Origin of the sequence: Streptomyces sp. STR69 (assembly GCF_024519455.1) — a bacterium.
Lineage (GTDB): Bacteria > Actinomycetota > Actinomycetes > Streptomycetales > Streptomycetaceae > Streptomyces.
The window spans coordinates 53,594-77,970 of sequence record NZ_JALJRY010000015.1; the positions used below are offsets into that span (position 1 = coordinate 53,594).

General features: G+C 71.1%; 24 protein-coding genes. 13 read left to right on the top strand and 11 right to left on the bottom strand.

Annotated features, from left to right (window positions below; all coding sequences use genetic code 11):
- Positions 1-52: 52 nt before the first annotated feature.
- Positions 53-3,181, top strand: coding sequence for an ATP-binding protein (locus OC490_RS26885; RefSeq protein WP_262060582.1), 3,129 nt, complete (start codon positions 53-55; stop codon positions 3,179-3,181).
- Here the strand turns inward: OC490_RS26885 and OC490_RS26890 are convergent.
- Together OC490_RS26890 and OC490_RS26895 are read right to left on the bottom strand one after the other, a co-directional pair.
- Positions 3,162-3,953 (bottom strand): ABC transporter permease, encoded by a 792-nt coding sequence (locus OC490_RS26890; RefSeq protein ID WP_262060583.1) that lies wholly within the window; start codon positions 3,951-3,953, stop codon positions 3,162-3,164. The genes OC490_RS26885 and OC490_RS26890 overlap by 20 nt on opposite strands.
- The gene (locus OC490_RS26895) at positions 3,950-4,921 is read right to left on the bottom strand and encodes an ATP-binding cassette domain-containing protein (RefSeq protein ID WP_262060584.1); all 972 of its coding nucleotides are present in this window, start codon (positions 4,919-4,921) and stop codon (positions 3,950-3,952) included. Before OC490_RS26895 ends, OC490_RS26890 begins: the two co-directional genes overlap by 4 nt.
- Before the next feature lie 242 nt (positions 4,922-5,163).
- Here OC490_RS26895 and OC490_RS26900 point away from each other — a divergent pair, with 242 nt between their 5' ends.
- Positions 5,164-5,616: a phospholipase gene (locus tag OC490_RS26900; RefSeq protein ID WP_262060585.1), complete on the top strand. Its 453-nt coding sequence runs from the start codon at positions 5,164-5,166 to the stop codon at positions 5,614-5,616.
- A 75-nt stretch (positions 5,617-5,691) separates the two neighbouring features.
- Here OC490_RS26900 and OC490_RS26905 read toward each other — a convergent pair whose 3' ends face one another.
- Positions 5,692-6,471, bottom strand: coding sequence for a DeoR/GlpR family DNA-binding transcription regulator (locus OC490_RS26905; RefSeq protein WP_262060586.1), 780 nt, complete (start codon positions 6,469-6,471; stop codon positions 5,692-5,694).
- A 124-nt stretch (positions 6,472-6,595) separates the two neighbouring features.
- Here OC490_RS26905 and OC490_RS26910 point away from each other — a divergent pair, with 124 nt between their 5' ends.
- On the top strand, positions 6,596-7,477 hold the full coding sequence (locus OC490_RS26910) for an SIS domain-containing protein (RefSeq protein ID WP_262060587.1): 882 nt from the start codon (positions 6,596-6,598) through the stop codon (positions 7,475-7,477).
- A gap of 16 nt (positions 7,478-7,493) precedes the next feature.
- Positions 7,494-8,363 (top strand): ketose-bisphosphate aldolase, encoded by an 870-nt coding sequence (locus OC490_RS26915; RefSeq protein WP_262060588.1) that lies wholly within the window; start codon positions 7,494-7,496, stop codon positions 8,361-8,363.
- Here the strand turns inward: OC490_RS26915 and OC490_RS26920 are convergent.
- Positions 8,353-9,486 carry a methyltransferase gene (locus OC490_RS26920; RefSeq protein ID WP_262060775.1) on the bottom strand — a complete coding sequence of 378 codons (1,134 nt, stop codon included), beginning with the start codon at positions 9,484-9,486 and terminating at the stop codon, positions 8,353-8,355. The genes OC490_RS26915 and OC490_RS26920 overlap by 11 nt on opposite strands.
- Positions 9,487-9,564: 78 nt before the next feature.
- Here OC490_RS26920 and OC490_RS26925 point away from each other — a divergent pair, with 78 nt between their 5' ends.
- The 4 genes from OC490_RS26925 to OC490_RS26940 all read left to right on the top strand — a co-directional run bounded on the left by OC490_RS26925 (position 9,565) and on the right by OC490_RS26940 (position 13,106).
- Positions 9,565-10,206, top strand: coding sequence for an alpha-ketoglutarate-dependent dioxygenase AlkB family protein (locus OC490_RS26925; protein WP_262060589.1), 642 nt, complete (start codon positions 9,565-9,567; stop codon positions 10,204-10,206).
- A gap of 136 nt (positions 10,207-10,342) precedes the next feature.
- Entirely contained in the window at positions 10,343-11,557 is a 1,215-nt protein-coding gene (locus OC490_RS26930; protein WP_262060590.1) for an ROK family protein, read from the top strand.
- A gap of 106 nt (positions 11,558-11,663) precedes the next feature.
- The gene (locus OC490_RS26935; RefSeq protein ID WP_026178689.1) at positions 11,664-11,915 is read left to right on the top strand and encodes a hypothetical protein; all 252 of its coding nucleotides are present in this window, start codon (positions 11,664-11,666) and stop codon (positions 11,913-11,915) included.
- Positions 11,916-11,924: 9 nt separating this feature from the next.
- Complete coding sequence (locus tag OC490_RS26940) at positions 11,925-13,106, top strand: flotillin family protein (RefSeq protein ID WP_262060591.1); 1,182 nt, start codon at positions 11,925-11,927, stop codon at positions 13,104-13,106.
- A gap of 21 nt (positions 13,107-13,127) precedes the next feature.
- Here the strand turns inward: OC490_RS26940 and ilvY are convergent, their stop codons facing one another.
- Positions 13,128-13,982 carry an HTH-type transcriptional activator IlvY gene (ilvY, locus tag OC490_RS26945; protein WP_262060592.1) on the bottom strand — a complete coding sequence of 285 codons (855 nt, stop codon included), beginning with the start codon at positions 13,980-13,982 and terminating at the stop codon, positions 13,128-13,130.
- 88 nt (positions 13,983-14,070) lie between these two features.
- On the opposite strand from ilvY, the gene OC490_RS26950 reads away from it, so the two are divergent.
- Positions 14,071-15,540, top strand: coding sequence for a ketol-acid reductoisomerase (locus tag OC490_RS26950; RefSeq protein WP_262060593.1), 1,470 nt, complete (start codon positions 14,071-14,073; stop codon positions 15,538-15,540).
- A 174-nt stretch (positions 15,541-15,714) separates the two neighbouring features.
- The gene (locus OC490_RS26955; RefSeq protein ID WP_262060594.1) at positions 15,715-16,119 is read left to right on the top strand and encodes a hypothetical protein; all 405 of its coding nucleotides are present in this window, start codon (positions 15,715-15,717) and stop codon (positions 16,117-16,119) included.
- Between the two features lie 26 nt (positions 16,120-16,145).
- Here OC490_RS26955 and OC490_RS26960 read toward each other — a convergent pair whose 3' ends face one another.
- From OC490_RS26960 to OC490_RS26985, 6 genes are all read right to left on the bottom strand, one after another.
- On the bottom strand, positions 16,146-16,916 hold the full coding sequence (locus tag OC490_RS26960; RefSeq protein ID WP_262060595.1) for a TIGR03943 family putative permease subunit: 771 nt from the start codon (positions 16,914-16,916) through the stop codon (positions 16,146-16,148).
- Entirely contained in the window at positions 16,913-17,923 is a 1,011-nt protein-coding gene (locus OC490_RS26965; protein ID WP_262060596.1) for a permease, read from the bottom strand. The genes OC490_RS26960 and OC490_RS26965 overlap by 4 nt, the downstream gene beginning before the upstream one ends.
- A gap of 129 nt (positions 17,924-18,052) precedes the next feature.
- Positions 18,053-18,973, bottom strand: a complete 921-nt coding sequence (locus OC490_RS26970) for a phosphotriesterase (protein ID WP_262060597.1) — start codon at positions 18,971-18,973, stop codon at positions 18,053-18,055.
- Complete coding sequence (locus tag OC490_RS26975; protein ID WP_262060598.1) at positions 18,973-19,557, bottom strand: DUF4865 family protein; 585 nt, start codon at positions 19,555-19,557, stop codon at positions 18,973-18,975. Before OC490_RS26975 ends, OC490_RS26970 begins: the two co-directional genes overlap by 1 nt.
- 11 nt (positions 19,558-19,568) lie before the next feature.
- Positions 19,569-19,964: a cupin domain-containing protein gene (locus OC490_RS26980; protein WP_262060599.1), complete on the bottom strand. Its 396-nt coding sequence runs from the start codon at positions 19,962-19,964 to the stop codon at positions 19,569-19,571.
- 12 nt (positions 19,965-19,976) lie between these two features.
- Positions 19,977-20,576, bottom strand: a complete 600-nt coding sequence (locus OC490_RS26985) for a TetR/AcrR family transcriptional regulator (RefSeq protein WP_262060600.1) — start codon at positions 20,574-20,576, stop codon at positions 19,977-19,979.
- A gap of 176 nt (positions 20,577-20,752) precedes the next feature.
- Here OC490_RS26985 and OC490_RS26990 point away from each other — a divergent pair, with 176 nt between their 5' ends.
- From OC490_RS26990 to OC490_RS27000, 3 genes are read left to right on the top strand one after another with little or no spacing between them, the layout of a single operon-like run.
- Positions 20,753-21,049 (top strand): SHOCT domain-containing protein, encoded by a 297-nt coding sequence (locus OC490_RS26990; RefSeq protein WP_262060601.1) that lies wholly within the window; start codon positions 20,753-20,755, stop codon positions 21,047-21,049.
- Positions 21,046-21,795 carry an ABC transporter ATP-binding protein gene (locus OC490_RS26995; RefSeq protein WP_262060602.1) on the top strand — a complete coding sequence of 250 codons (750 nt, stop codon included), beginning with the start codon at positions 21,046-21,048 and terminating at the stop codon, positions 21,793-21,795. Before OC490_RS26990 ends, OC490_RS26995 begins: the two co-directional genes overlap by 4 nt.
- Entirely contained in the window at positions 21,792-24,353 is a 2,562-nt protein-coding gene (locus OC490_RS27000; protein WP_262060603.1) for an ABC transporter permease, read from the top strand. Before OC490_RS26995 ends, OC490_RS27000 begins: the two co-directional genes overlap by 4 nt.
- Positions 24,354-24,377: the final 24 nt, after the last annotated feature.

Sequence of the window (24,377 nt, forward strand, 5' to 3'; positions counted from 1 at the left end):
GGGCGGCCCACGGCGGGAGCCGCGGCGGCCCGGCCTTGGCTAATCTGCACAGGTGACCACCGATCTGACCCTGCTGCCGCGCGTCGCCCATCGAGGAAAGGAAGTCACCGCGCCCCGGCTGCGCGGTCTCCTCGCGCTGCTCGCCGGCGACCTGCGCACGGGCTGCAGCACCGAGCGACTGGTGGCGGGGCTGTGGCCGGACGAGTTGCCGGAACGGCCGGGCAAGGCGGTCCAGGTCCTCGTGTCCCGGGCCCGGGCCCAGTTGGGCGCCGACGTCATCGCCAGCACCCCGACCGGCTACCGGCTCACCCTCGCCGAGGACCAGGTCGACAGCTCCGCCCTGCTGCTGCACGCCTCGGCCAGCGCGGACCGGTCCAGGGCCGGGGACCACGGGGGAGCACTGGCCGCGGCCGAGGCCGGACTCGACCTGTGGGAGGGCACTCCCGACGGGGACACCGACAGCGCCGACCCGGTGGCCGTACTGCGCGCCGAGCGCGCCCCAGTCCACGACACGCTCGTCCGCGCACAGGCCCTCGCGCTCGCCCGCCTCGGGCGGCACGCGGAGGCGGCCGGCCCGCTCGCCGCCGTCGCCGCCGAGCATCCGCGTGACGAGGAGGTGCTCGCCGAACTGCTGCGCGGCGAGGCCGCGTCGGCGGGCCCGTCCGCCGCGCTCATGCGCTACGAGGCCTACCGCCGGGAACTCCGCGACGACCTCGGCACCGACCCCGGCGCCGGACTCAAGGCCGTGCACAAGGAGTTGTTGCGCGGCGAGGCACCGGTGGTCAGACACGGCGTACCGCACGAACCGAACCCCCTCCTCGGCCGGGACGAGGACATCGCGGCCGTCGAGCGCTCGCTGCGCACCTCCCGCGCCGTCACCGTCGTCGGCCCCGGCGGCCTCGGCAAGACCCGGCTCGCGCACGCCGTCAGCCGCCGGGCCGAACAGCGCGTGGTGTACTTCGTGCCGCTCGCCGGCGTCACGGCCGACGCCGACGTGGCCGCCGAGGTGGCCTCCGCGCTCGGCGCGGGCGAGGGCCGGCCCGGCGCCCTGGGCGGCCACGACCCGGTGACCGGCATCCTCGGCGTGCTCGGCACCGGGTCCGCGCTGCTGGTCCTCGACAACTGCGAGCAGATCGTCCGGGGCGCCTCAGGCCTCGTACAGGCCCTCGTCTCGTCCTCGAAGGACCTGCGGGTCCTCGCCACCAGCCGCGCCCCGCTGGGGCTGACGTCGGAGGCGGTGTACGCGCTCCCCGAGCTGGGCCTCGGCACCTCCGTCGAACTGTTCACCCAGCGGGCGCGCGCCGCCCGGCCCGGCGTGGAGCTGCCGTCGGACGCGGTGACCGAACTCTGCCGCCACCTCGACGGACTGCCGCTCGCCCTGGAACTGGCCGCGGCACGGGTCCGGGTCCTCTCGGTGCCGGACATCGCCCAGCGCCTCGGCGACCGGTTCGCCCTGCTGCGCGGCGGCGCGCGGGACGCACCCGAACGGCACCGCACCCTGCACGCGGTCGTGGAATGGAGCTGGAACCTCCTCGCCGGGGACGCCCGGGCGGCGCTGCGCACGCTCTCCGTCTTCCCCGGCGGCTTCCTCGGCGAGGCGGCGGAGCAAGTCCTCGGCGAGGACCCGCTGTTCCTCCTGGAGCAACTGGTCGACCAGTCGCTGCTCACCGTCGCCGACACCCCGGCAGGCGTACGGTTCCGAATGCTGGAGACCGTAAGGGAGTTCAGCGCCGCCCGCCGCGCCGAGGCGGGCGAGGACGAGGCGGCCGTCGGCCAATTCCTCGCCTGGGCACGGGACTTCGGGGTCGCCCACCACGACGTGCTCTTCGGCTCGGACTCGCAGACCGCCTGGGAGCGGATCAAGGTCGAGCAGGACAACCTCGTCCTCGCCCTGCGGCACGCCATGGCCCGCGCGGACGGCCCCGCGACCGCCGCCGTCACCGCCGTCCTCGCCGCGCTGTGGTCCACCGGCACCAACTACCCCCGACTCACCGCGCTCGCCGAGGACACCGGCCCGCCGCTGTCGCACTACCGCCCCGAGCCCGCATACGTCGAAGTCGTGCGCACCGCAGCGGTGTTGGGCACCGCGACCGTGTTCATGGGCGCCGGCCCACGCGCCGTGCGCCAGCTCGCCGTCCTCCGCCGGCTGCCCCCGGCCCCACCGGACACCCTGATGCGCGCCACCGCCGTCGTGCTCAGCGCGATCCCCGAGATACGGCCGCCCGGCTACGACGTGCTGCGCGCGCTCTGCGTCAGCGAGCAGCCGCTGCTGTCCGGGATGGCGGAGTGTGTCGCCTGCTACGTCTGGGAGTTCGAGCACGACATCGACCGCGCGCTCGTGTCGGCCCGCCGGGCGGTCGCCGGACTGGCGCCGGTCGACAACCCGTCCGTACAGCTCATGGTGCACTCCCGGCTGAGCGAGCTGTGCCTGCGCACGGGACGCGGTGAGGAGGCGTACCAGCACCTCAAGGCATCGCTCGCGGTGCTGCCGCGGCTCGGCGACGGCCACGACCACATCGGCATCCGCCCGCTCCTCGTCTTCGCCTGTCTGCAGCGCGGTGAGCTGGAGGAGGCGGAGGAGTGGCTGCGGCGGGCGGAGAGCGACAACTCCCCCCACCAGGACGACTTCTACCGGACCGACCTCTGCGGTCGCGCCGAGATCGCGCTCACCCGTGGACTGACGGAGGTCGGGCTCGGCCTGTGGCGCGGGGTCGTGGAGCGGATGCTCGCGGCCGGCCCCGCGCGCGGCGACGAAGACCCGTTCGCCCCTTGGGCGTTGGTGATCCAGGCGGTCGCGGTGACGGCGCACGCGCACGCCGGCCGGCTCGCACCGGTCGCGGAGCTGATCGCCCGACTGCGGCTGCGGCTGGGCGAGTTGCTCTCGGAGCCGGTCGGCTCGCCTGCCGAACTCCCCTTGTTCGGCACGATGTTGCACGCCCTCGGCATGGTCGGACTCGCGTCCGGCGACACCGGTGCCGTACGGATGCTCGCGCTGGCCGAACGGCTGCGGGTGCTGCGGGAGTTCCATCCGACGATGTCGGCGGACCGTGCCCGTAAGGCGGCCGAGGACGCCGACAGGGCGGCGTACGCCGACGCGGTGTCGGAGTACGCCGCCCTGGGGCGGGACGAGTTGCGGGAGGCGGCCCGCGCTGTCATGGCGGTTACTTCGGGTCGCGCTTGAACGATGCCATCGACCAGCGGTAGCCGAGTGCGATCAGCCCGACGCACCAGGCGACCGCGATCCACCAGTTGTTGCCGATCTCCGTGCCGAGCAGCAGTCCGCGCAGGGTCTCGATGGCCGGGGTGAAGGGCTGGTACTCGGCGATCGGCTGGAACCAGCCCGGCATCGTGTCGGCCGGGATGAACGCGCTGGAGATGAGGGGCAGGAGGATCAGCGGCTGTGCGCTGTTGGCCGCCGCCTCGGCGTTCGGGCTCGCCATTCCCATGGCGACCGCGATCCAGGTGAGCGCCAGGGAGAACAGGACGAGCAGCCCGAACGCCCCCAGCCACTCCAGCGGGGTGGCGTCCGTGGACCGGAAGCCGATGGCCACGCCGACGGCACCGACGAGGACCACGCTGGCCACGCACTGCAGCACGCTGCCCACGACGTGCCCGATGAGCATGGACCCGCGGTAGATCGCCATCGTCCGGAAGCGGGCGATGAGGCCCTCGTTCATGTCCATGGAGACATGCACGGCGGCCCCGATCACCGTGCCGCCGATGGTCATCATCAGGATGCCCGGGACGATGTAGGCGATGTAGTCGGAGCGGTCCGCGCCGCCGCCACCGATGCCCGCGCTCATCACGTCACCGAAGATGTAGACGAAGAGCAGCAGCAGCATGATCGGTGTGAGCAGCAGGTTCAGGGTGCCGGACGGGTAGCGCCAGGCGTGCAACAGGTTGCGGCGCAGCATGGTGTTCGAGTCGCGCAGGGCGAGGGTGAGGGTGCTCATCGGACGTTCTCCTTGGGCTGGTTGGGGACCTTGGCGTCGCCGGTGAGGGCGAAGAACACGTCGTCGAGGTCGGGGGTGTGCACGGTCAGCTCGTCGGCCTCGATGCCGGAGGCGTCCAACCAGTCGAGGACGGCGCGCAGTTCACGCTGGCTGCCGTCGCTGGGGATCTGCAGCGACAGCGCCTCGTCGTCGCGGGTGACCTCGCGCAGCTCCGTGGCGGCGGACTGGTAGGCGGCCGGGTCGGTGAAGCGGAGCCGGACGTGTCCGCCGGGGATGAGCCGCTTGAGTTCCTCCGCGGTGCCCTCGGCGGCGATCCTGCCGTCGTTCAACACCGCGATGCGGTCGGCGAGTTCATCGGCCTCCTCCAGGTACTGGGTGGTGAGGAAGACGGTGACACCGTCGGAGACCAGCTCACGGATGATGCCCCACATGGTGTGGCGGGAGCGCGGGTCGAGGCCGGTGGTCGGCTCGTCCAGGAAGATGATCCGCGGGCTGCCGACCAGGGTCATGGCGAGGTCGAGGCGGCGCTTCATGCCGCCGGAGTAGGTGGAGGCGGGCTTCCTCGCGGCCTCGGTGAGGTCGAAGCGCGCGAGGAGTTCGGCGGCCACCCGCCGTCCCTCCTGCCTCGACAGGTGGTGCAGATCGGCCATGAGCAGCATGTTCTCCTCGCCGGTGATCAGACCGTCGACGGCGGAGAACTGCCCGGTGACGCCGATCGCGGCCCGCACGGCCTGCGGATCGACGGCCACGTCATGGCCGCCGACGCGCAGTTCGCCGGCGTCGGCGGCGACGAGGGTGGAGAGGATCTTGACGGCGGTGGTCTTGCCGGCGCCGTTCGGGCCGAGCAGGGCGAACACCGTGCCGGCCGGTACCGCCAGGTCGATGCCGTCGAGGACCGTCTTGTCCCCGTAGGCCTTGCGCAGCCCCTTGGCCGCGATGCCGAGTGAGTGCGATGTCGTTGTCGTCATGCCGCAGAGCGTGCGGCAGGGCGCATTCAGCGCGGTTTCACGATGGTTTCAGCGCCTTGGAGCCGGTCGCCCGTGCCCGCCGCCGGTCTCTCCCCGTGGGGTTCATGTCCAACTCTCCCGCCACATCCGAGAGTTAACGGGTCATTGGGGCGCATGCGGTGTGAAGGCGGGGTCGAGCCGGAAATCATCTTGTCATGAACCTGCGATCCGACGGGCGGATCGCGGTCTCATGGAGGTGTTGAATGCACCGCAGACTCACAACCGGTCTCGCCGCCTCGACCCTGGCCCTGGTCGCCGTCGTCGCCACCGCGACAGCCGCCACCGCCGTACCTGCCGACAAGCCCCAGGTCCTCTCCGGCTGGACGCAGACCAGCGCGTCGAGCTACAGCCTCTGGGCCGCGGCTCGCGCCAACCAAACCGCCTGGTCCGCCTACGAGTTCGACTGGTCCACCGACTACTGCTCCGACTCGCCCGACAACCCCTTCGGCTTCCCCTTCGCCACGTCCTGCGCCCGCCACGACTTCGGCTACCGCAACTACAAGGCCGCCGGCGCCTTCGACGCCAACAAGTCGCGGCTCGACAGCGCCTTCTACGAGGATCTCAAGCGCGTCTGCGCCGCCTACAGCGGCGCCACCGCGACCGCCTGCAACAGCACCGCGTGGACGTACTACCAGGCCGTGAAGGTCTTCGGCTGAGACATCGTCAACTGCTCGGCGGGTGCGGGACGCCGATTTCCGGCGTCCCGCAATTCCGGCTCCGGTGAAGCGGGTTCACACCGCGACGACCCGAACCCCCGCTTCCTCGAACCGCCTTGCCGTCTCCGGCGCCACCGCCGTATCCGTCACCAGCGTGTTCACCGACTCGGCCGAACAGATTCGGGCGAACGCCCGCTGTCCGAGCTTGCTGGAGTCGGCCGCGACGACCACCCGCTCGGCGCGCTCGCACAGCAGCCGGTTGATCGCGGCCTCCGCCTCGTCATGGGCCGCCGCACCGTGCGTCACGTCGAAGGCGACCACGCCGAGCACCGCCACATCGACGGTGATCTGCGAGAGCACCCCGTCCGCGAGCGGCCCCACGAGTTCGTACGACTGCGGGCGCGCGACCCCACCGGTCAGCACGATCTTGAACTGGGGCCGTACGGCAAGCTCGTTGGCGATGTTGAGCGCGTTGGTCACGATGGTCAGCGCGGGAGTTCCGGCCGTGAGATCGCCGCGCACGGCCAGGGCGCGGGCCACCTCCGTGGTCGTCGTACCGCCGGTCAGGCCCACCGCCTCGCCCGGCGCGACGAGGTCCGCGACCGCCTTGGCGATCCGCTGCTTCTCGGACGCGTGCCGCGCGGTCTTGTATCGCAACGGCAGTTCGTACGACACCCCGTGCACCACGGCGCCGCCCCGGGTGCGCACCAGCATCTGCTGCTCGGCGAGCTGGTCGAAGTCGCGGCGGATCGTGGCGGCCGACACCGCGAGGTCGGCAGCCGCCTCCTCGACGTCGAGCCGCCCGCGCTCCACGAGCAGCTCCAGCAGCGCCTTCCAGCGGGCGTCGCGCGACATCCGCACTCTCCGTTCCTCGATTCTCCGGCGACCCTAGCGCAGACCACCTCCACGCGATTGCTTGATTATGCTCGAAAGCTCGCTATATCTTGCAAGAACAATCATTACCGGGGAGGGGAACGGCATGACCCATGTCGAGGACGAACTGAGGAGCCAGCCCGAGTGCTGGACACGCGCCGCGTCGGAGGCGGCGGGGTACCGGGATGTGTTGCCGGTGCCGGGGGAGCGGGTCGCGATCGTCGGCTGCGGCACCTCGTACTTCATGGCACAGGCCATCGCAGCGCTGCGCGAGGGGGCGGGTCAGGGCGAGACCGACGCCTTCGCCGCCTCCGAGTTCCCGTACGGCCGCCCGTACGACCGGGTCCTCGCCCTCACCCGCTCCGGTACCACCACCGAAGTGCTCGAACTCCTGGGGCAGTTGAAGGGCCGCACCCGCACCACCGCGATCACCGCCGACCCGCACACCCCCGTCATGACGGCCGCCGACGAGATCGTCGTGCTCGACTTCGCCGACGAACGCTCCGTGGTGCAGACCCGGTTCGCGACCACCGCGGTCACCCTGCTCCGCGCCCACCTGGGCCGACACACCGACACCGCGGTTGCCGACGCCCGCACCGCGCTCGCCGCAGAACTGCCCCAACAGCTCGTCGCCTGCACCCAGTTCACCTTCCTCGGCCGAGGCTGGACCGTCGGCCTCGCCAACGAGGCAGGCCTGAAGATGCGCGAGGCCTCACTGTCCTGGACCGAGGCCTACCCGGCGATGGAGTACCGCCATGGCCCGATCAGCATCACCACCCACGGCACCGCCACCTGGATGTTCGGCGAAGCACCCGAGGGACTCGCCCAACAGGTGCGCGCCACCGGCGGGTTGTGGATCGAGGGCGGCCTCGACCCGCTCGCCGAACTCGTCCGCGCCCAGCGCCTCGCGGTCGCCGTCGCCGCACACCGCGACCTCGACCCCGACCGTCCGCGCCACCTCACCCGCTCGGTGATCCTCGCCCCCTGAAAGGACAGGAGAAGCCGTGCCCCTCGTCACCACCGGCGAACTCGTCACCCGCGCCGCCGAGGCCCGCTCCGCCGTGGCCGCCTTCAACATCATCACGCTGGAACACATTGAGGCCGTCGTCGCCGGCGCCGAGTCCGCCGACGCCCCCGTCGTCCTCCAAGTCAGCGAGAACGCCGTCAAGTTCCGCCACGGCCGCCTCCTCCCGCTCGCCCGCGCGGCCGTCGCCGCCGCCGAACGGGCCGCCGTGCCCGTCGCGTTGCACCTCGACCACGTGCAGAGCGACGACCTGCTCCGGCAGGCACAGGCCGCCGGATTCAGCTCCGTCATGTACGACGCGGCCCGTCTGCCCTATGCCGACAACCTCGCCGCGACCCGCGCCGCCGCCGACTGGGCGCATGCCCAAGGGCTGTGGATCGAGGCCGAGTTGGGAGAGGTCGGCGGCAAGAACGGTGAGCCACCGCTCGACGCCCACGCACCCGGCGCCCGCACCGACCCCGCCCAGGCCCGCGACTTCGTCACCGACTCCGGCGTGGACGCCCTCGCCGTCGCCATCGGCAGCTCCCACGCCATGACCACCCGGACGGCTGCGCTCGACCACGACCTCCTCAAACGGCTCACCGCCGCCCTGGACGTCCCCCTCGTCCTGCACGGTTCCTCGGGAGTCCCCGACGACGAGCTGATCGCGGCCGTCGCCGACGGCATCACCAAGGTCAACGTGGGCACGGCCCTCAACCTCGCGATGACGGGCGCGATCCGCGCCTACCTCACCGAGCACCCCGAGGCGGTGGACTCCCGCAAGTACCTGAGCGTAGGGCGGGAAGCGATGGCAGGGGCGGTGGCCCGCATCATCGGCGTACTCACCGGGCCCGGCAGGGCTAGCGCTTGACGGCCTTCAGCACCACGAACTTCGCGTCGCTGGCGACCAGTTGGCTGTTGCCGAACAGCCGCTTCAGCTTCACGTGGTAGGCGAGATGGCGGTTGCCGATCACCCACAGCTCGCCGCCCTGCCGCAGCGCCCGCCGCGCGTCGGAGAACATCCGCCACGCCGTCGCGTCGGTCGTCGCCTGGTGGGAGTGGAACGGGGGATTGTTCAGCACGAGGTCCACACTCTCGGCCGGCACCCCGGTCAGCCCGTCCCCGACCCTGAACTCGGCCTGCCCCGGCACCCCGTTGGCCTTGTACGTGGCCTCCGCCGACGCCACGGCCTGGAACGACTCGTCCACGAACAGGACTTCGGCCTCCGGATCGGCCAGCGACACCGCCGTACCGACGACACCGTTGCCGCACCCCAGGTCAACGACCCGGCGGGGACCGCGACTTGAGGGCAGATGCTGCAGGAGGAACCGGGTGCCGATGTCGAGGCGCTCGGCGCAGAACACGCCCGCGTGGTTGACCACGGTCCGCCCCGAGACCGTACCGATGCCGTCGGGCAGGGCGTAGCTGTGCGGCCAGGGGTTTGCGGCCCGCGTCCCCGACGACCGGGGCGTGCAGTGGATCAGCCGGGCCTTCTTCTCGGCCAGCGAGGTCCGGGTCGGACCGAGGATCCGCTCGAACAGCTTCAGCGTCGAGGTGTGGATCTCCTTCACCATCCCGGTGCCCACGACGACCGTGTCCGCGTGCACCGCGGGCGCCAGCCGCAGCAACTGGTCCTCCAGCAGCGCGAGACTCTTGGGCACCCGCACCAGCAGTACGTCGACGCGCTCGGGCGGCGGGTCCTGGGTGGTGAGCAGTCGCACGGAATCCGCGGTGACCTCGTTGCGGGCGAGGTTCGCCTTCGTCGCCTCCTGGGTGAGAAACGAGTCCGTGATCTGCACCGGGTCGTGCTGCGCGAGCGCCGTGGCCAGGGCGCCCCAGCGGTCGCCCACGATCACCACCGTCCCGGTCAGCGGGGTGTCCTGTGCCGCGAGGTGTCGCAGCAGGTACTCGTCGGAGGCGTCCCAGGCGCGCAGCCGGTCGCGCGGGTCCTCGGGGAAGCGGGCCAGGGCGCGGTCGCCCCACGGAGTCGTCATGCGGTCGATATGGTCGTCCATCGTGCGCCAAGGCTAACCGAGTACCAGCTCACGGCCGGTCGGGGCAGGATGGAGCGCATGGACGCCGAGCTGTTTCCCCGGGCCCGCACGGAGATCGCGCCGGGCGCGGTGCACGTCCCGGACTGGCTCGACCCGGACCGCCAGCGCGCCCTCCTGACGGCCTGCCGCGAGTGGGCCCGGCCGCCCGCAGGCCTGCGCACGGTCCGCACCCCCGGCGGCGGCACGATGACCGCCCGGCAGGTCTGCCTGGGCTGGCACTGGTACCCGTACGCCTACTCCCGCACGACGGCCGACGGCGACGGCACCCCGGTCAAACCCTTCCCGGCCTGGCTCGACGAGCTGGGGCGGCGCGCGGTCGCCGACACACTGGGGGCGCCGACGGCGTCGTACGACATCGCATTGATCAATTTCTACGACGCCGACGCCCGCATGGGCATGCACCGCGACAGCGACGAGAATTCTCAGGCACCGGTCGTGTCGCTGAGCCTCGGCGACACCTGCGTCTTCCGCTTCGGCAACACCGAGACCCGTACGAAGCCTTACACGGACGTCGAGTTGAGGAGTGGTGACCTGTTCGTGTTCGGCGGGGCGTCGAGGCTGGCGTACCACGGGGTGCCGAGGGTGCACGAGGGTACGGCGCCGGGGGCGTTGGGGCTCAAGGGGAGACTAAACGTGACGCTGAGGGTCAGCGGCTTTTAAGCGGCGGTGAGCTCTGCAGGGGCGCGGGGCTGTATCGATATGCGGCTCCGCCACGTGGGCGCGACCAGCCCCCACCGGCCGCAACTGTGAACACGACCCCAAACGGCTCTCTACGGATCATGGGAGACTCCCCCTCATGAGCGGCGAAGGGACAACCTCAAGGGCGCGGCTGGACCGAGGACGCGGAGCCCTCGGCCCCGCGCTGGAGCTCGTGCACACCGGCCGCGCGCCCACCCGTGCCGTGTTGACTGCCGAACTGGGGGTGACCCGGGCCACGGCCGGCGCGGTCGCCGCCGAACTGGAGGCGCTGGGCCTGATCAGGGTCGACGCGCGGCCCGGCGCGGCAGCCGGTTCGCAGGGCCGCCCTTCGCACCGGCTCGCGCTCGCCGAGGACGGACCCGTCGTACTCGCCGCCCAGGTGCACGCCGACGGCTTCCGGGCCGCGCTGGTCGGGCTCGGCGGCCAGATCGTGGCGACAGCCCCCGGCTGCGAGGCCGTGGACGCCGACCCGGCGAAGGTGCTCGGCTCGGTCGTCGAGGCCGGTGCGGATCTGCTGCGCGAGACGGGCCGGCGCTGCGTGGGCGCCGGACTCGCCGTGCCCTCCGCCGTCGCCGAGCCCGACGGCTTGGCGCTCAACCCCCTGCATCTGGCCTGGCCCGCGGGCGCGCCGGTGCGGCGGATCTTCGCCGAGTGCGTGCGCGCGGCCGGCATCGCGGGACCGGCGTTCGCGGGCAACGACGTCAACCTCGCCGCGCTCGCCGAACACCGGCACGGTGCGGGCCGAGGCGCCCGCGACCTGCTGTGCGTGGCGACCGGACACCGGGGCGTCGGCGGCGCGCTGGTCCTCGACGGGCGTCTGCACACGGGGAGTTCGGGCCTCGCGCTCGAAGTCGGACACCTCACCGTCAACCCCGAGGGCCGCCCCTGCTACTGCGGCAGCCGCGGCTGTCTCGACGTCGAGGCCGACCCGCTCGCCTTCCTCACCGCCGCCGACCGCGCCCCCGGCCCCGAGGTGTCCCTGCTCCAGCAGTCCAACGACCTCATCCGCCACCACTACGACGACCCGTCTGTCCGGAAGGCCGCCGAGACCCTCATCGACCGGCTCGGGCTGGGTCTCGCCGGGCTGGTGAACATCCTCAATCCCGACCGGATCATCCTCGGCGGACTGCACCGCACCCTCCTCGACGCCGACCCGGACCGGCTGCGCGCTGTCGTCGCCGACCGCAGCCTGTGGGGGCAGAGCGGGGGTGTGCCGATCCTCGCCTGCACCCTCGACCACAACAGCCTGGTCGGCGCGGCCGAGTTGGCGTGGCAGCCCGTGCTCGACGACCCGCTGGCGGCCCTTTCCTGAGCGCGCGGACGGCACGTGACGGAAGGAATTGACGAGCCCGTTGGGAGCCGGGGCAGAGTAGGTCTATCGTCGGAAACCTAAGGCCAGAGGATGGAGGCGGCCGGTGATGCCGCAGGATGAGCCCGTGATCGGATGCACGGGGCAGGTGATCATCGGAACCCGTGGAAACGCGGGCCCCGGCGAGATCCTGGTGCGCGTCCGCGGCGGCTCCGAGACCTTCCTCGCCTGGTCTGACGACCCTCTGCCCACGGGGGCGACCGTGCTCGTGATCGAGTCGCGTGGGGGTCGTGAGGTCCACGTCATCGAATGGGTGGATCCATTGGACGCGCTGGGCGGGGACCCCGCCGGCGCAGAGTGAGGAGTACCAATGTTCGGTTACCGCGTTCCCGCTCCCGACGAGGCGATGCTGATCTCGGGTGGTAGGCGGGGACTGGGGGGCGCGCCGTTCCGAGTCGTGACGGGGCACGGAAAGTTCGTGCTCCCGGTTTTCCGCAAGACCCGTTTCCTCACCCTGGCGATGTGCGAGGCAGAGGTCACCGAGACCTGCGTGACCCGGCAGGGCATCGCCCTGAACGTCCGTGCCGTGATCGCCTTCAAGGTGGGCAACGACACCGAGAGCATCATCAACGCCGGCCAGCGCTTCCTGTCCGACCAGGACCAGATGTCGGTGCTGACCGGCCGCATCTTCGCAGGTCATCTGCGGTCCATCATCGGTTCGATGACGGTCGAGGAGATCGTCACCGAGCGGCAGAAGCTCGCCGCCGAGGTGCTGGACACTTCGAAGATCGAGATGGCGAAGATCGGCCTGATCGTCGACTCGCTGCAGATCCAGTCGATCGACGACGGCGACACCGGCTACATCGAGGCCATGTCCGCCCCGCACAAGGCGGCCATCCAGCGGCAGGCCCAGATCGCCCAGGCACAGGCCACCCAGGCCTCGGCCGAGGCGCAGCAGGCCGCGGCCCGCAACCAGGCCGAGTACGCCCGGCAGACCGCCGTCGTCAAGGCCGAGTACTCGGCCGAGGTGGACCGCGCCCAGGCGCAGGCCGCCCAGGCCGGACCGCTGGCGCAGGCCCACGCCCAGCAGGAGGTGCTCGCCGCGCAGACCGAACTGGCGCAGCGCCAGGCCGAGTTGCGCCAGCAGCAGCTGGTCGCCGAGATCGTCAAGCCGGCCGAGGCCGAGGCCCAGCGGATCAAGCTGCTCGCCATCGCCGATGCCGAGCGCATGAAGATCCAGGCCGAGGCCGCGGCCTCCTACGACCGGGTCGCGCTCGACCGCATGCTGATCGACCAGCTCCCGCAGATCGTGAAGGAAGCGGCGGGCGGCCTCGCGGGCGCCAACGTCAACGTCCTCAACGGCGCGGACGGCCTCGGCGAGATCGCGGCCGGTCTGGTCTCGCAGGGCCTCACCATCCTCGACTCGGTCCGGGGCAACCTGGGCAATGCGGACAACGACGGCCGCCGCCCCGGCGAGGACGTCAAGAACCTGCTCCAGCTCCCGGCGAAGAAGGACGACAAGAAGGACGACGGTCCGGTGGACCTCGACTAGCGGACGCGTGAGCGGCCAGGCCTACCAGGGAGCCGTGAGGCTCCACAGCGTCGCCACCAGCGGGCGGCGCAGGTCCGCCCGTCGTACGCACAGCCCGATCGGGAGCGGCTCCGGCGCCGGATCCGCTGCGACCACCGCCAGCCGCTCCCGTACGGCACTGCACTCCAGCACCAGCCGGGGCACCACACCCGTCCCGCAGCCCAGCGCGACCAGCGTCAACAGCCCTTCGTGGCCGTCCGGTTCGCAGGCCACGTCCGGTGTCGTGCCCCGGGCCCGGAACCAGCGGTCGGCCGCCTCCCGGACCAGACCCCGGTGCGGCAGGACGAACGGGCCGTCCAGCCCCGGATCGGGACGGTCGCGCGCGGTGACCAGCACCAGCTCGGTCACCGCGACCGTCCTGCTCACCAACGGCTCCGGCAGCCGCGCCGGAATGCCCGCGACCGCCACGTCCACCTCACCCTCGTCGAGCCGGGCCAACGCCGCCGCGGCGTCACCGGTGCGCAGATCGAGCCGTACCTGTGGATGCGCGGTCCGGAAGGGCGCCAACAGGTCGGGCAGCAGGGCCTGGCAGGCGGTCACCGTGGCGAACAGGGCGAGGCTGCCGGTGAGTTCGGCCGGGTCGGGATGCTCCTCGCGGTAGGCACGCCACAACTCCAGTGCCTGGACGGCGTATTCACGGAACCGGTGCCCCTCCGCCGTCAACGACACCCCGCGCGCCCCACGGTCGAACAACTGGTGCCCGAGGTCGGCCTCCAGCCGCTGCACGGTCCGCGTGAGCGTCGCCGGACTGACATGGCAGTCGAGACTCGTCCGCCCGAAGTTCAGCGTCTGTGCCAGATGCAGGAAAAGATGCAGCTCCCGACGGTCGTCCCGCATCCTTTGACCTTGTCCTTTCATTTCTCGCAACAGTCCGCTGCGCAGATTGCGCTTGCCGCAACACTCGCCCGGAGCCTACAACCGGACCATGACCTCGACCACGCACACCTCCGCCGTCTTCACCCTCGAAACGATGGACGTGCCCGGCGGCACGGAGACCATCCTGCGCGGTGGCCGACACCTCTTCCCGCTGCTCCCGCAGGCCTTCGCCGGCGTGCGCCGCATCGGCGTCATCGGCTGGGGACCGCAGGGCCGCGCGCAGGCCCGCAACCTGCGCGACTCCCTCGCCGGTACGGACATCCGGGTGAGCGTCGGACTACGCCCCGGCTCGGTGTCCGCCGCCGACGCCCGCGCCCACGGCTTCACCGAGGAGGACGGCACACTCGGCGACTGGCTAGCCGTCACCGCCGACAGCGACCTGGTGATCCTGCTCATCGCGGACGCCGCCCTGGCCGCCCACCACGAGCAGATCTTCGCGGCCCTCAAGCCCGGCGCCACCATCGGTCTCTCCCACGGCTTCCTCCTCGGCCATCTCCGGGCAAGCGGCGGCGAGTTCCCGCCCGGACACGGCGTCATCGCCGTCTGCCCCAAGGGCATGGGCGACTCCGTGCGCCGCCTCTACGAACAGGGCGCCGAGATCAACGGCGCGGGAATCAACAGCAGTTACGCCGTCCACGCCGACCCCGACGGCCACGCCACCGACCGTGCGCTCGCCTGGTCGGTCGCGCTGGGCTCGCCGTACACCTTCCGTACCGCTCTGGAGAGCGAGTACCGCTCCGACATCGTCGGCGAGCGCGCCATCCTGCTCGGTGCGGTCCACGGCATCGTCGAGAGCCTCTACACGCGCTACCGCCTGGCCGGCGACGACCCGGTGACCGCGTACGAGCGCTCCTGCGAGAACGTCACCGGACCCATCGCCCAAACCATCTCGCACACCGGACTCCGCGCCGTCCGCGAGGAGTTGGACCCGGCCGGACGCGAGATCTTCGACCGCGCCTACTCGGCGACCTACGGTCCCGCCCGCGAGATCGTCGCCGAGATCTACGACGAGGTCGCCGACGGCACCGAACTGCGCAGCGTCGTGCTCGCCGAACGGCGGCTCGGCGCACGGGAGATGAGCGGGATCGGCGGCTCACCCATGTGGGCCGCCGGACCGGAGGTCCGCGCCCGCCGGGCCGAACGCGCCCTGCCCGTCGAGCCGTTCACCGCCGGGGTGTTCGTGGCGACGATGACCGCCCAGGTCGACGAGTTCGCCGAGCGCGGCCACCCCTGGTCGGAGATCGTCAACGAGTCGGTCATCGAGGCGGTGGACTCCCTGCTGCCCTACATGCACGCCCGCGATGTGGCGTACATGGTCGACAACTGCTCCCGCACAGCCCGCCTGGGCACCCGCCGTTGGGGCCCGCGCTTCCAGGCGGCCTACGAGCAGATCGCCTACCCGGCGTCCGAACTCCCGCCGAACGAGGCCCTGTTGACGGCCTTCGACGGGCACCCCATGCACGAGGCGCTGGCCGCAGCGGCGAAACTGCGGCCGTCCGTGGACATCTCCGTCGCCTAGACGAGTGTCGTCGTCGATCCGCACCTAGAGTGAGGTCGAGAAGGTGTTCAGGTCGGTCGTCACAACCGACATTGGACGCCCTCCGCTCTTGTGTGCAGCCAGACTTCGGCACCTCGGCAATTGACGGTGGGGTGAGCCATGGGAAGGGCCGAAGGACTCTGGGAGGCCGGGGAGATGCCGCTTCGCGACGGGCTGTACCGGCCGGACGACACCGGCTTGGAGTTGCATGTCGACGGCCCGGGGGCGTTCCACCCGGATGCCGGGCAGCCGATTCCCTTTCGTATCGGAAGGCCGTTTGATGTGGCCCAGGCCCTTGAGGAACACCTCGCGGACGAGGTGACTGCCAATTTCGAGAACCCGTTGCCGGACGGATCAGGATGGATGTCCGGCGGAGGCGGCGGAATGGGCAACATCGGCTATCTCGCCCGTCTCAACGCCGACTCCTCGTTGCGGTGGGTCGCCGTGATGTTTCATTCCAACCCGTTCATCAGGGTGCATTTCGAGGACATGCGTGCCACCTTCACCAACGACTGGGGGAACCTGCTGATCCTTGACCTCATGTCCCCTGCCCTTGGCTGACCCACCCGAGCCCACCTGGGTGTCGGTCATCGCGAGGTCGGGAACGGCAGGGCGTCCTGGTAGGCGTTCACCGGCTTGGCGACCTTCTCGACGGTGACGCCGTCGAGCGCGGCCGGGGCGGAACTCGTGCCCAGGGTTCCGCCCGCGTGCCAGGTTCCGGTGATCGTCACCCAGGTGTTGGCGGCCAGGGCCGGGATGCCGTAGACCCGCACCTTGATGGACTGGGCGTCCGCCGCGCAGCACGAGATCATGATGCGGGTCAGGTCCCAGGATGTGCTTCCTTTGTCGGGCGTGACGAAACCCGTCATCTGGACGGTGCGGCCCTTGATGGTCCCCTTGCGGTCCTGCTGCACGCGGCTGGTGAAGTCGGTGAGCGTCATCGGCAGCGGTGAGGTCGCGGGCAGCGGATCGAAGGAGTCCTGCTGGGGGACGGCCTTGGGAGCGGCGCGGGATGCGGTGTAGGCGCCGAGGGCGGGTGGGGCGTAGAAGAGGAGGCTGAGCGCGGGGAGGAAGAGCAGCCAGGCGACCCGGGGCACCTTGGAGTGGTTGTGGCCCATGTGTTCTTCGGCGGGTTCGGTGTGGGCGTGGCCCATGTGGTGGTCGTCCATCCCCGCTTCCCGCCGGGACCGTGACCATGCCTCCGCGATGCCCAGCAGGATCAGCAGGAACCCCGAGGCGACGAGCATCGGGCGCATGCTCGGTTTGACGTAGCGCAGGCACAGGTCGGTGAAGAGCGAGGCGTGCAGCAGGCCCAGGCCGCTGAGGACGAGCAGGGTCACCTGGAGGGGGCGTCTCACAGCAGTACGGCTCCGATCAGCGCGCTGGACAGGACCGCGACGACCGTCGTGGCGGCGGAGAAGCGGGCCGCGAAGGCCCGGCCGAACGTGCCGGTCTGGAGGGCGATCAGCTTCAGGTCCACCATGGGGCCGACCACCATGAAAGCCAGCCGGGCGGTGGGGGAGAAGCCCGTGAGCGAGGACGCCACGAACGCGTCGGCCTCGGAGCAGACCGCGAGGATGATCGCGAGCGCGGCCAGGAACAGGACCGACAGCCACGGCGAACCGGCGAACGTGTCGAGCACGGAGCGCGGTACGGCCACATTGAAGGTCGCCGCCGCCATGGCCCCGACGACCAGGAACCCACCCGCGTGCAGGAAGTCGTGCTGGAAGCCGGTGCGGAACTCCGTGAAGCGGCTGTGCCCCGGCTGGTGCCCGGTGTGGCGCGCGACCGGGCGCAGCCACTCCTCACGCCCCAGCCAGAGCCACAGCCAGCCCATCACCACGGCGGTGGCGAGCGAGGCGAGCAGCCGGGCCAGCACCATGACCGGACTGGCGGGGAACGCGATCGCGGTGGCGGTCAGCACGACCGGGTTGATCGCGGGCGCCGACAGCAGGAACGCGAACGCGGCGGCCGGGGTCACCCCGCGCCCGATCAGGCTGTTCGCGACCGGTACCGACGCGCACTCGCAGCCCGGCAGCACGACTCCCGCCATCCCGGCGACCGGCACCGCGAACGCGGCCCGCTTCGGCAGGATCCTCGTGAACACCCGCGCCGGCACGAACGCGTTGATCGCCCCCGACAGCGCCGTACCCAGCAGCAGAAAGGGCAGCGCCTGTGTGGTGATGGCGAGACAGACGGTCCGCCAGGCCTGCACGGCCGGCGAGTCCAGCCACCGCCCGACGGAGAAGAGCACCAGACCGGGAACGACGGCCGCGCCCAACAACAGCAGTGGCCAGGACCGGGGCCACCCGGCCGCCACGACTTCCGCCTCCGCCGCTCTGGGCGGCTCAACCGTCGTCTGCACACGAGCTCCACATGTTCGATGTCCGCGTCGAACATATCGGGCTCCCGTCAGCCCTCGGCGACCGGCTCCGAGGAGAGCGCGCGAGAGGCCATCCGGGTACAGCGCAGGGGGTTCTTCCGCGGGCGGCCCTCAGCCCCATGCCACGGCGAACGCCCGCGCCGGATTCTCCCGGAACACGCGCCCGACCAGTTCCCCGCCGAGCTCCAGCGCGAGCCGCGGCCCCACCCGCTGCAGCAGATACGGCATCCCCGGGCCGCCGTCCACCGAGCGTGCCCCGGCGACCACCGTGTCCCCGCCGAGCAGCAGCCGGTCGCCGAAACCGGCCTCGGCCAGCGCCCGCACTCCGTCCGGCATGCGCCAGTCCGTGGCGTGGTGGGTGCGGGACGGGCCGTCGAACGCGAGGTAGGCACCCGTCTTGGCGGCCTGGCGTTGGACCACGAGGTCGGGGGAGCGGTTGAGATGACCGAGGATCACCCGATGCGGCTCGACGCCCAACTCCCCGCACAGCAGGTCGAGTACGTCGAGTGCGCCCGTGCCCATCTCCAGGTGGACGGCGATCGGGGCGCCCGTCGCACGGTGGGCCTCGGCCGCGGCGGTCATCGTCCAGCGGGCATGCGCGTCGAGGCCGTGGAAGCCGCCCGCGACCTTGACGAACCCGGCGCGGACACCGGACGGCCCGATGCCCTCCGTCAACTCGGCGACGAACACCTCGGCCAGCCCGCCACGCAGGCCCTCCAGCAACTCCGGGCTGTAGTGGGCCGCTTGATGCAGCCCGGTCGCGCAGACCACGTGCACACCCGTGGCCCGTGACAGCAGGGGCAGATCCGCCACCCGGCGCCCCATACCGTACGGCGTCCACTGCACGACACTGGCACCGCCCACCGAACGGAACGCGGCCAACTCGGCCCGCGCGGCCGAGGCGTCCTCCAGCTCCTGGCCGGGGAGTCGGGGACTGCGCAGAAAGAGATGATCGTGCGCGTCGCACACCCCCAACTCCCCTGGCTCCACATCCCCCAGCACCGTACGAACGGCGGCGACGCCACTCCCCACTACCACTGCCGACCGCGCGGCAACGCGCCCCGCCCGGGCTCCGAAACGTGCAGCACCTGGAACACGTCCCCCTCCGCCTTCGGCGTGTCGTGCGCCCAGAGGGAGAAGTGGACCAGCTCCCAGCGGTGCGGGTCGACGGCCGCCGCAGCGAGCACCGCGCCGTCCTCCCCGGCCAGCCGCCGGGTCTCACCGACCGCGTCCTCCATGACCGCGGCCAGTTCCGCCCCCTCCGGTATCCGCCGCCGGCTGCGCACGGCGACGGCGGTGGGGGAGCCCGCGGCGCCACCCTCCTCGTAGGCGAGGCCCGTCCACTGTCGTACCTCCGGCCGCCCGAAGTCGTCGGCGAGCCGCTGGAAGGCGCCGCCCCAGAGGAAGCGGTTCATGCCCTCCACCGTGTTCCACAGATAGAACGGCGCGTACTGGTTGACCGGCGAACCGTGCACCCCGCGCTCACGCAGCAGATACGTCTTGAAGCCGAGGCCGTCCCAGTCGTCGAGCACATGCCCCACCCGCGCCACCCGGCCTCGGATGACATCCATGTCGTAGTCGGCGGGCAGGGTGAGTTCGTACTGCATGGCGTGCATCAAGTGCCTCCTCAGGAGGGGTAGTTCCCGGGGTCGACGTGCCCGTGCCAGTCGGCGGTCGTGCCGTCCTCGGCGGCCTCGACGACCGCGAGATGCGTCATGAACGTGCGCGGTCCGGCGCCGTGCCAGTGCCACTCGCCCGGCTCGATCCACACGGTGTCGCCCGCGCGGATCGTCTCGGCGGCACCGCCCCTGCGCTGCACGAGTCCCTCGCCCTCCGTCACGTACAGCACCTGGCCGTGCGGATGGGTGTGCCACGCGGTGTGCGCGCCGGGCGTGAAGTGCACGCTGAACATCCGTATCCGGGACGGTGGTTCGGGAGCCGCGAGCTCGTCGAGCCACACCGTGCCGGTGAAGTTCTCCGCCGGACCCTGCCGTGTGTCGGGACGCTTCCTGGTGATCTGCACGTACCTGGACTCCTATCGGGAAGAAATGGGGGACATGCGAGAGATCGGGGAGAGCAGGGCGAGCAGTCCCCGGACCGCCGCGTCGAACGCGCCCGGTGAACCGGACGCACGGGCCAGGACGTACCCGCCCTGCACGGTCGCGAGGATCGTCGACGCGATCTCCTCACCGTCCAGCTCCGGCCCGAACTGCCCCTGTTCCTTGCCCTCTTCGACGATTCCGGCGAGCCGCTCACGGATCGCGTCCAGGGCCTCGTCCACCGGCTCGCGCAACTCGGCGCTGGCGATCACATCCGGATCCATCGTCAGCCGCCCGACCGGACACCCGCGCAGCACATCGCGCTCGCGCCGCAGATACGCCTCGATCCGCTCGTACGGCGTGCCCGGACCGTCGAGTACTCCCTCGGCGGTAGCACGCAGCTCCTCGGCCGTCCGCCGGATCGCGGCAAGCGCCAGATCCGGCTTGCCCTTGAAGTGGTGGTACATGCTGCCCTGCCCGGCGCCCGCCCGCTCCAGGATCGCCTTGGGACTGGTGCCTACGTAGCCGCGCTCCCACAACAACTCGCGGGTGGACTCGATCAACCGCTCCGGAGTGCTCACACAGCGACTGTACATACTAGTAGTTACAGAAGTCGAGCCCTTAAGGAGCAGCCGGAACGACCCCACGTACTCCCCGGGAGGTACACAGACGGCCGCTGGCGGTACGACGACCCGACCCCCTCCCCGGAGCCAGTCTCGATACATCACCGGAAGCCCGCTGAGGGCTCAGGACTCCTTGGAGATGAATCGACATGCAGACTCTGGCGAACTGGAACGGCGGCGGCCCCGGCCCGTGGATCCTGTTCTTCCCGCTGATCTGGGCGGCCGTAGTGGTCGGCGTGGTGACCGTGCTCCGCCGCACGGCCTGGCGCGGTCGCGTCGCCCCCTGGCGCGCGATGAACGACATGCGCCCCACCGGCGACTCCCCCCTCGCCGTCCTCGGCCGCCGTTTCGCCTCCGGCGAGATCGACGAGGACGAGTACTGGCGCCGACTGTCCGTCCTGGACGAGCAGTTCGGCCGTGTCGGCAAGGGCGGCGGCCCGGCATGACCACCGAGACCACCACCCGCACGGCCGCGCGGGTCGTCGACGCCGTCAAGGTGTACGGCGTCGGCGACACCGCCGTTCGCGCCCTGGACGGGGTGAGCGTCGACTTCCCGGCCGGCCGCTTCACCGCGATCATGGGCCCCTCCGGCTCCGGCAAATCCACCTTGATGCACTGCGCGGCCGGACTCGACACACTCACCTGCGGCGCCGCCTACATCGGCGACACGCAACTCGGCGCGCTCGACGACCGACGCCTCACCCTCCTCCGCCGCGACCGCGTCGGCTTCGTCTTCCAGGCCTTCAACCTGATCCCGACGCTGACCGTCGCCGAGAACATCACCCTCCCCCTCGACCTCTCCGGAGCCGGCGGCGACCACGACTGGATCGACGAACTCATCGACGTCGTCGGCCTGCGCGACCGCCTCCACCACCGCCCCTCCGAACTCTCCGGCGGCCAGCAGCAACGCGTCGCCGTGGCAAGGGCGTTCGCAGGCCGCCCCGAGGTCGTCTTCGCCGACGAGCCGACCGGCAACCTCGACTCCCGCTCCGGCGGCGAGGTCCTCGGCCTGCTCCGCCGCGCCGTACGGCAGACGGACCGCACGGTCGTCATGGTCACCCACGACCCGGTGGCCGCCGCCCATGCCGACGAGGTCGTCTTCCTCGCCGACGGACGCCTGGTGGACCGTATGGAATCCCCCACGGCCGACAAGGTGCTGGACCGCCTCAAGGCCTTCGAGGTGAGGTCATGAACGCGTCCGTACGCCTGAGCATGTCCTCCCTGCGGGCCCACAAAAGGCGCTTCGCCGGTACGTTCCTCGCAGTGTTCCTCGGGGTCGCCTTCCTCGCCGGGACCCTGGTCATGGGCGACACCCTGCGCGCCAACTTCGACACCATGTTCGGCGACGCGACCAGCGGCACGGACGCAGTGATCCGCAGCGCCGACGCCATCACAGCACCCGGCGAGAGCCAGGGGGTGCGGCAACCGGTGAGCACGTCCTTGCTGAAGACCCTCGCCCAGATCCCCGGCGTGGCAGCCGCAGCCCCCAGCATCCAGGGCGCGGGCCAACTAGTCGGCGCCGACGGCAAACCCATCGGAGGCCAGGGCCCGCCCACTCTCGCCGGCAACTGGATCACCGACCCGGAACTCAACCCGTACCGCCTGGCCGAGGGCCGCACTCCCGCCGTCTCCGGTGAGGTCGTCGTCAACCGAGGCGCCGCCGACAAGGGCCACCTGAAGATCGGCGACACCACAACGCTGCGCACACCGGACCCCGTCAAGGTGAAGATCGTCGGCCTCGCGACCTTCGCCGGCGAGGACGGCATGGCACAGGTGACGTTCACCGGTATGACACAGGCGGACGCCGAGAAGTACCTCACCGCCAAGCCCGGCGAGGCATCGGGCATCAGCGTGCGCGCAGGCCCCGGCCTGAGCCAGCAGCAACTGGTCGACCGCCTGACTCCTGTCCTGCCCAAGGGAGTTGAGGCCATCACGGGCCAGGAGTCGGCGCGGGAGAACACGGACATGATCTCCTCCCAATTCCTGACGATCTTCACCACGTTCCTCCTGGTCTTCTCGGGCATCGCCCTGCTGGTGGCGACCTTCTCCATCCACAACACCTTCGCCATCGTCATCGCCCAACGCACCCGCGAGAACGCCCTGTTGCGGGCTCTCGGCGCTTCCCGCCGCCAGGTCACCGCGGCCACCGTCACCGAGGCGAGCGTCGTAGCCGTGACCGCATCGGCAGCCGGCCTCGCGGGCGGAATCGGCATCGCAGCCGGACTGAAGCTGCTGTTCCCGGCAATCGGATTCCCTTTCCCAGGCGGCGACTTGGTGATCCGCACTCTCTCCATGGTCCTGCCACTGGCGGTAGGCACGGTCGTCTGCCTGGCCTCCGCGCTCATGCCGGCCATCCGTGCGGGCCGCACCGCTCCCTTGGCCGCGCTCCGCGAGACGGCGGTGGACCAGTCCGGAACATCCCGCGTCCGAGCGCTCACCGGAGCGACCCTGGCCACCCTCGCGCTCGCCGTGACACTCACCGGCGTACTCGTCTCACCATCCCTGCTGCTGGCGGGACTTGGGGCGCTGCTGGCCCTGATCGCCTTCGTGGTCCTGGGCCCGGTCGCCTCCACCACGGCGGTACGCGTCCTGGGCATCCCGCTCGACCGACTGCGCGGCATCACCGGCGGCCTCGCCAGGCGCAACGCCCTGCGCAACCCCCGCCGCACGGCCGCCACCGCGAGCGCGCTGATGATCGGCGTGGCCGTCGTCTCGCTCTTCACGGTCTTCGGCGCCTCACTGAAGGCCACGATGGACCAGACCGTGTCCCGGTCCTTCGCCGGTGACGTGGCCGTCAGTACCCCCTCCTTCGGTGCGGGCGGCAGCGGACTGAGCCCTCAACTGGCAGGGGCCATCGGCAGGTTGCCCGAAGTGGACACAGCAGTCGGACTGGGCCGAGGAGTGGCCGAAGTCAACGGCAAGGGAAGGGCGTTGACGGTGACGGACCCCACCGCCCTGGCCCGCACCTTCGACCTCGGCAAGATCCAGGGCTCCCTGAGCACCCTGGGCACCGACGGCATGGCCATCACGCGCACAGAAGCGGACCGCCAACACCTCACCACCGGCAGCAAGGCCCAACTCACCTTCACCGACGGCAAGAAGAAGACCTTCACGGTCCGCGCGGTCTACGGCCAGTCCGAACTCGCCGGCGACTACGTCATCACCCGAGCCGCGTGGTCCCCACACCGCACCCAGGACTCCGACACATTCGTCGCAGTCTCCTTCAAGGACGGAGTGAGCACGGCGAAGGGCAAGGCCGCCGTAGAGAAGGTCGCCGACCGCTACGGCGCCCCACAAGTCCAGACCCGCCACGAATACGCCCAGTCCTCGGCAGGCGGCATAGACATGATGCTGACCCTCGTCTACGCACTACTCGCCCTCGCGGTCCTGATCGCTCTCCTGGGCATCGCCAACACGCTGACCCTGGCGATCCACGAACGCACCCGAGAACTGGGCCTGTTGAGGGCCGTGGGCCAGACCCGCCCCCAACTCCGGGCCATGGTCCGCTGGGAGTCGGTCCTGGTGGCAGCCTTCGGCACGCTGGGCGGCCTCACCCTCGGCGCCTTCCTGGGCTGGGTCCTGGTCAAGGCCTCGGACGGAGCAAGCGACAGCACCTTCGCCTTCTCCATCCCACCCCGACAACTCCTCCTGGTAGCCCTGGTGGGCCTGACAGCAGGGGCACTCGCAGGCCTCCGCCCAGCCCGTCGAGCCGCACATCTCGACCTACTGCGAGCCATCACCGCGGAGTAACCCCGGCGAGGGCCCGAAGGGCTG

What these genes read in the sequence shown, in the direction of transcription:
- OC490_RS26890 (WP_262060583.1), bottom strand. Translation starts at nt 3,953, where the DNA reads ATGAGCACCCTCACCCTCGCCCTGCGCGACTCGAACACCATGCTGCGC.
- OC490_RS26895 (WP_262060584.1), bottom strand. Translation starts at nt 4,921, where the DNA reads ATGACGACAACGACATCGCACTCACTCGGCATCGCGGCCAAGGGGCTG.
- OC490_RS26900 (WP_262060585.1), top strand. Translation starts at nt 5,164, where the DNA reads ATGCACCGCAGACTCACAACCGGTCTCGCCGCCTCGACCCTGGCCCTG.
- OC490_RS26905 (WP_262060586.1), bottom strand. Translation starts at nt 6,471, where the DNA reads ATGTCGCGCGACGCCCGCTGGAAGGCGCTGCTGGAGCTGCTCGTGGAG.
- OC490_RS26910 (WP_262060587.1), top strand. Translation starts at nt 6,596, where the DNA reads ATGACCCATGTCGAGGACGAACTGAGGAGCCAGCCCGAGTGCTGGACA.
- OC490_RS26920 (WP_262060775.1), bottom strand. Translation starts at nt 9,486, where the DNA reads ATGACGACTCCGTGGGGCGACCGCGCCCTGGCCCGCTTCCCCGAGGAC.
- OC490_RS26925 (WP_262060589.1), top strand. Translation starts at nt 9,565, where the DNA reads ATGGACGCCGAGCTGTTTCCCCGGGCCCGCACGGAGATCGCGCCGGGC.
- OC490_RS26930 (WP_262060590.1), top strand. Translation starts at nt 10,343, where the DNA reads ATGAGCGGCGAAGGGACAACCTCAAGGGCGCGGCTGGACCGAGGACGC.
- OC490_RS26935 (WP_026178689.1), top strand. Translation starts at nt 11,664, where the DNA reads ATGCCGCAGGATGAGCCCGTGATCGGATGCACGGGGCAGGTGATCATC.
- OC490_RS26940 (WP_262060591.1), top strand. Translation starts at nt 11,925, where the DNA reads ATGTTCGGTTACCGCGTTCCCGCTCCCGACGAGGCGATGCTGATCTCG.
- ilvY (WP_262060592.1), bottom strand. Translation starts at nt 13,982, where the DNA reads ATGCGGGACGACCGTCGGGAGCTGCATCTTTTCCTGCATCTGGCACAG.
- OC490_RS26950 (WP_262060593.1), top strand. Translation starts at nt 14,071, where the DNA reads ATGACCTCGACCACGCACACCTCCGCCGTCTTCACCCTCGAAACGATG.
- OC490_RS26955 (WP_262060594.1), top strand. Translation starts at nt 15,715, where the DNA reads ATGCCGCTTCGCGACGGGCTGTACCGGCCGGACGACACCGGCTTGGAG.
- OC490_RS26975 (WP_262060598.1), bottom strand. Translation starts at nt 19,557, where the DNA reads ATGCACGCCATGCAGTACGAACTCACCCTGCCCGCCGACTACGACATG.
- OC490_RS26985 (WP_262060600.1), bottom strand. Translation starts at nt 20,576, where the DNA reads ATGTACAGTCGCTGTGTGAGCACTCCGGAGCGGTTGATCGAGTCCACC.
- OC490_RS26990 (WP_262060601.1), top strand. Translation starts at nt 20,753, where the DNA reads ATGCAGACTCTGGCGAACTGGAACGGCGGCGGCCCCGGCCCGTGGATC.
- OC490_RS26995 (WP_262060602.1), top strand. Translation starts at nt 21,046, where the DNA reads ATGACCACCGAGACCACCACCCGCACGGCCGCGCGGGTCGTCGACGCC.
- OC490_RS27000 (WP_262060603.1), top strand. Translation starts at nt 21,792, where the DNA reads ATGAACGCGTCCGTACGCCTGAGCATGTCCTCCCTGCGGGCCCACAAA.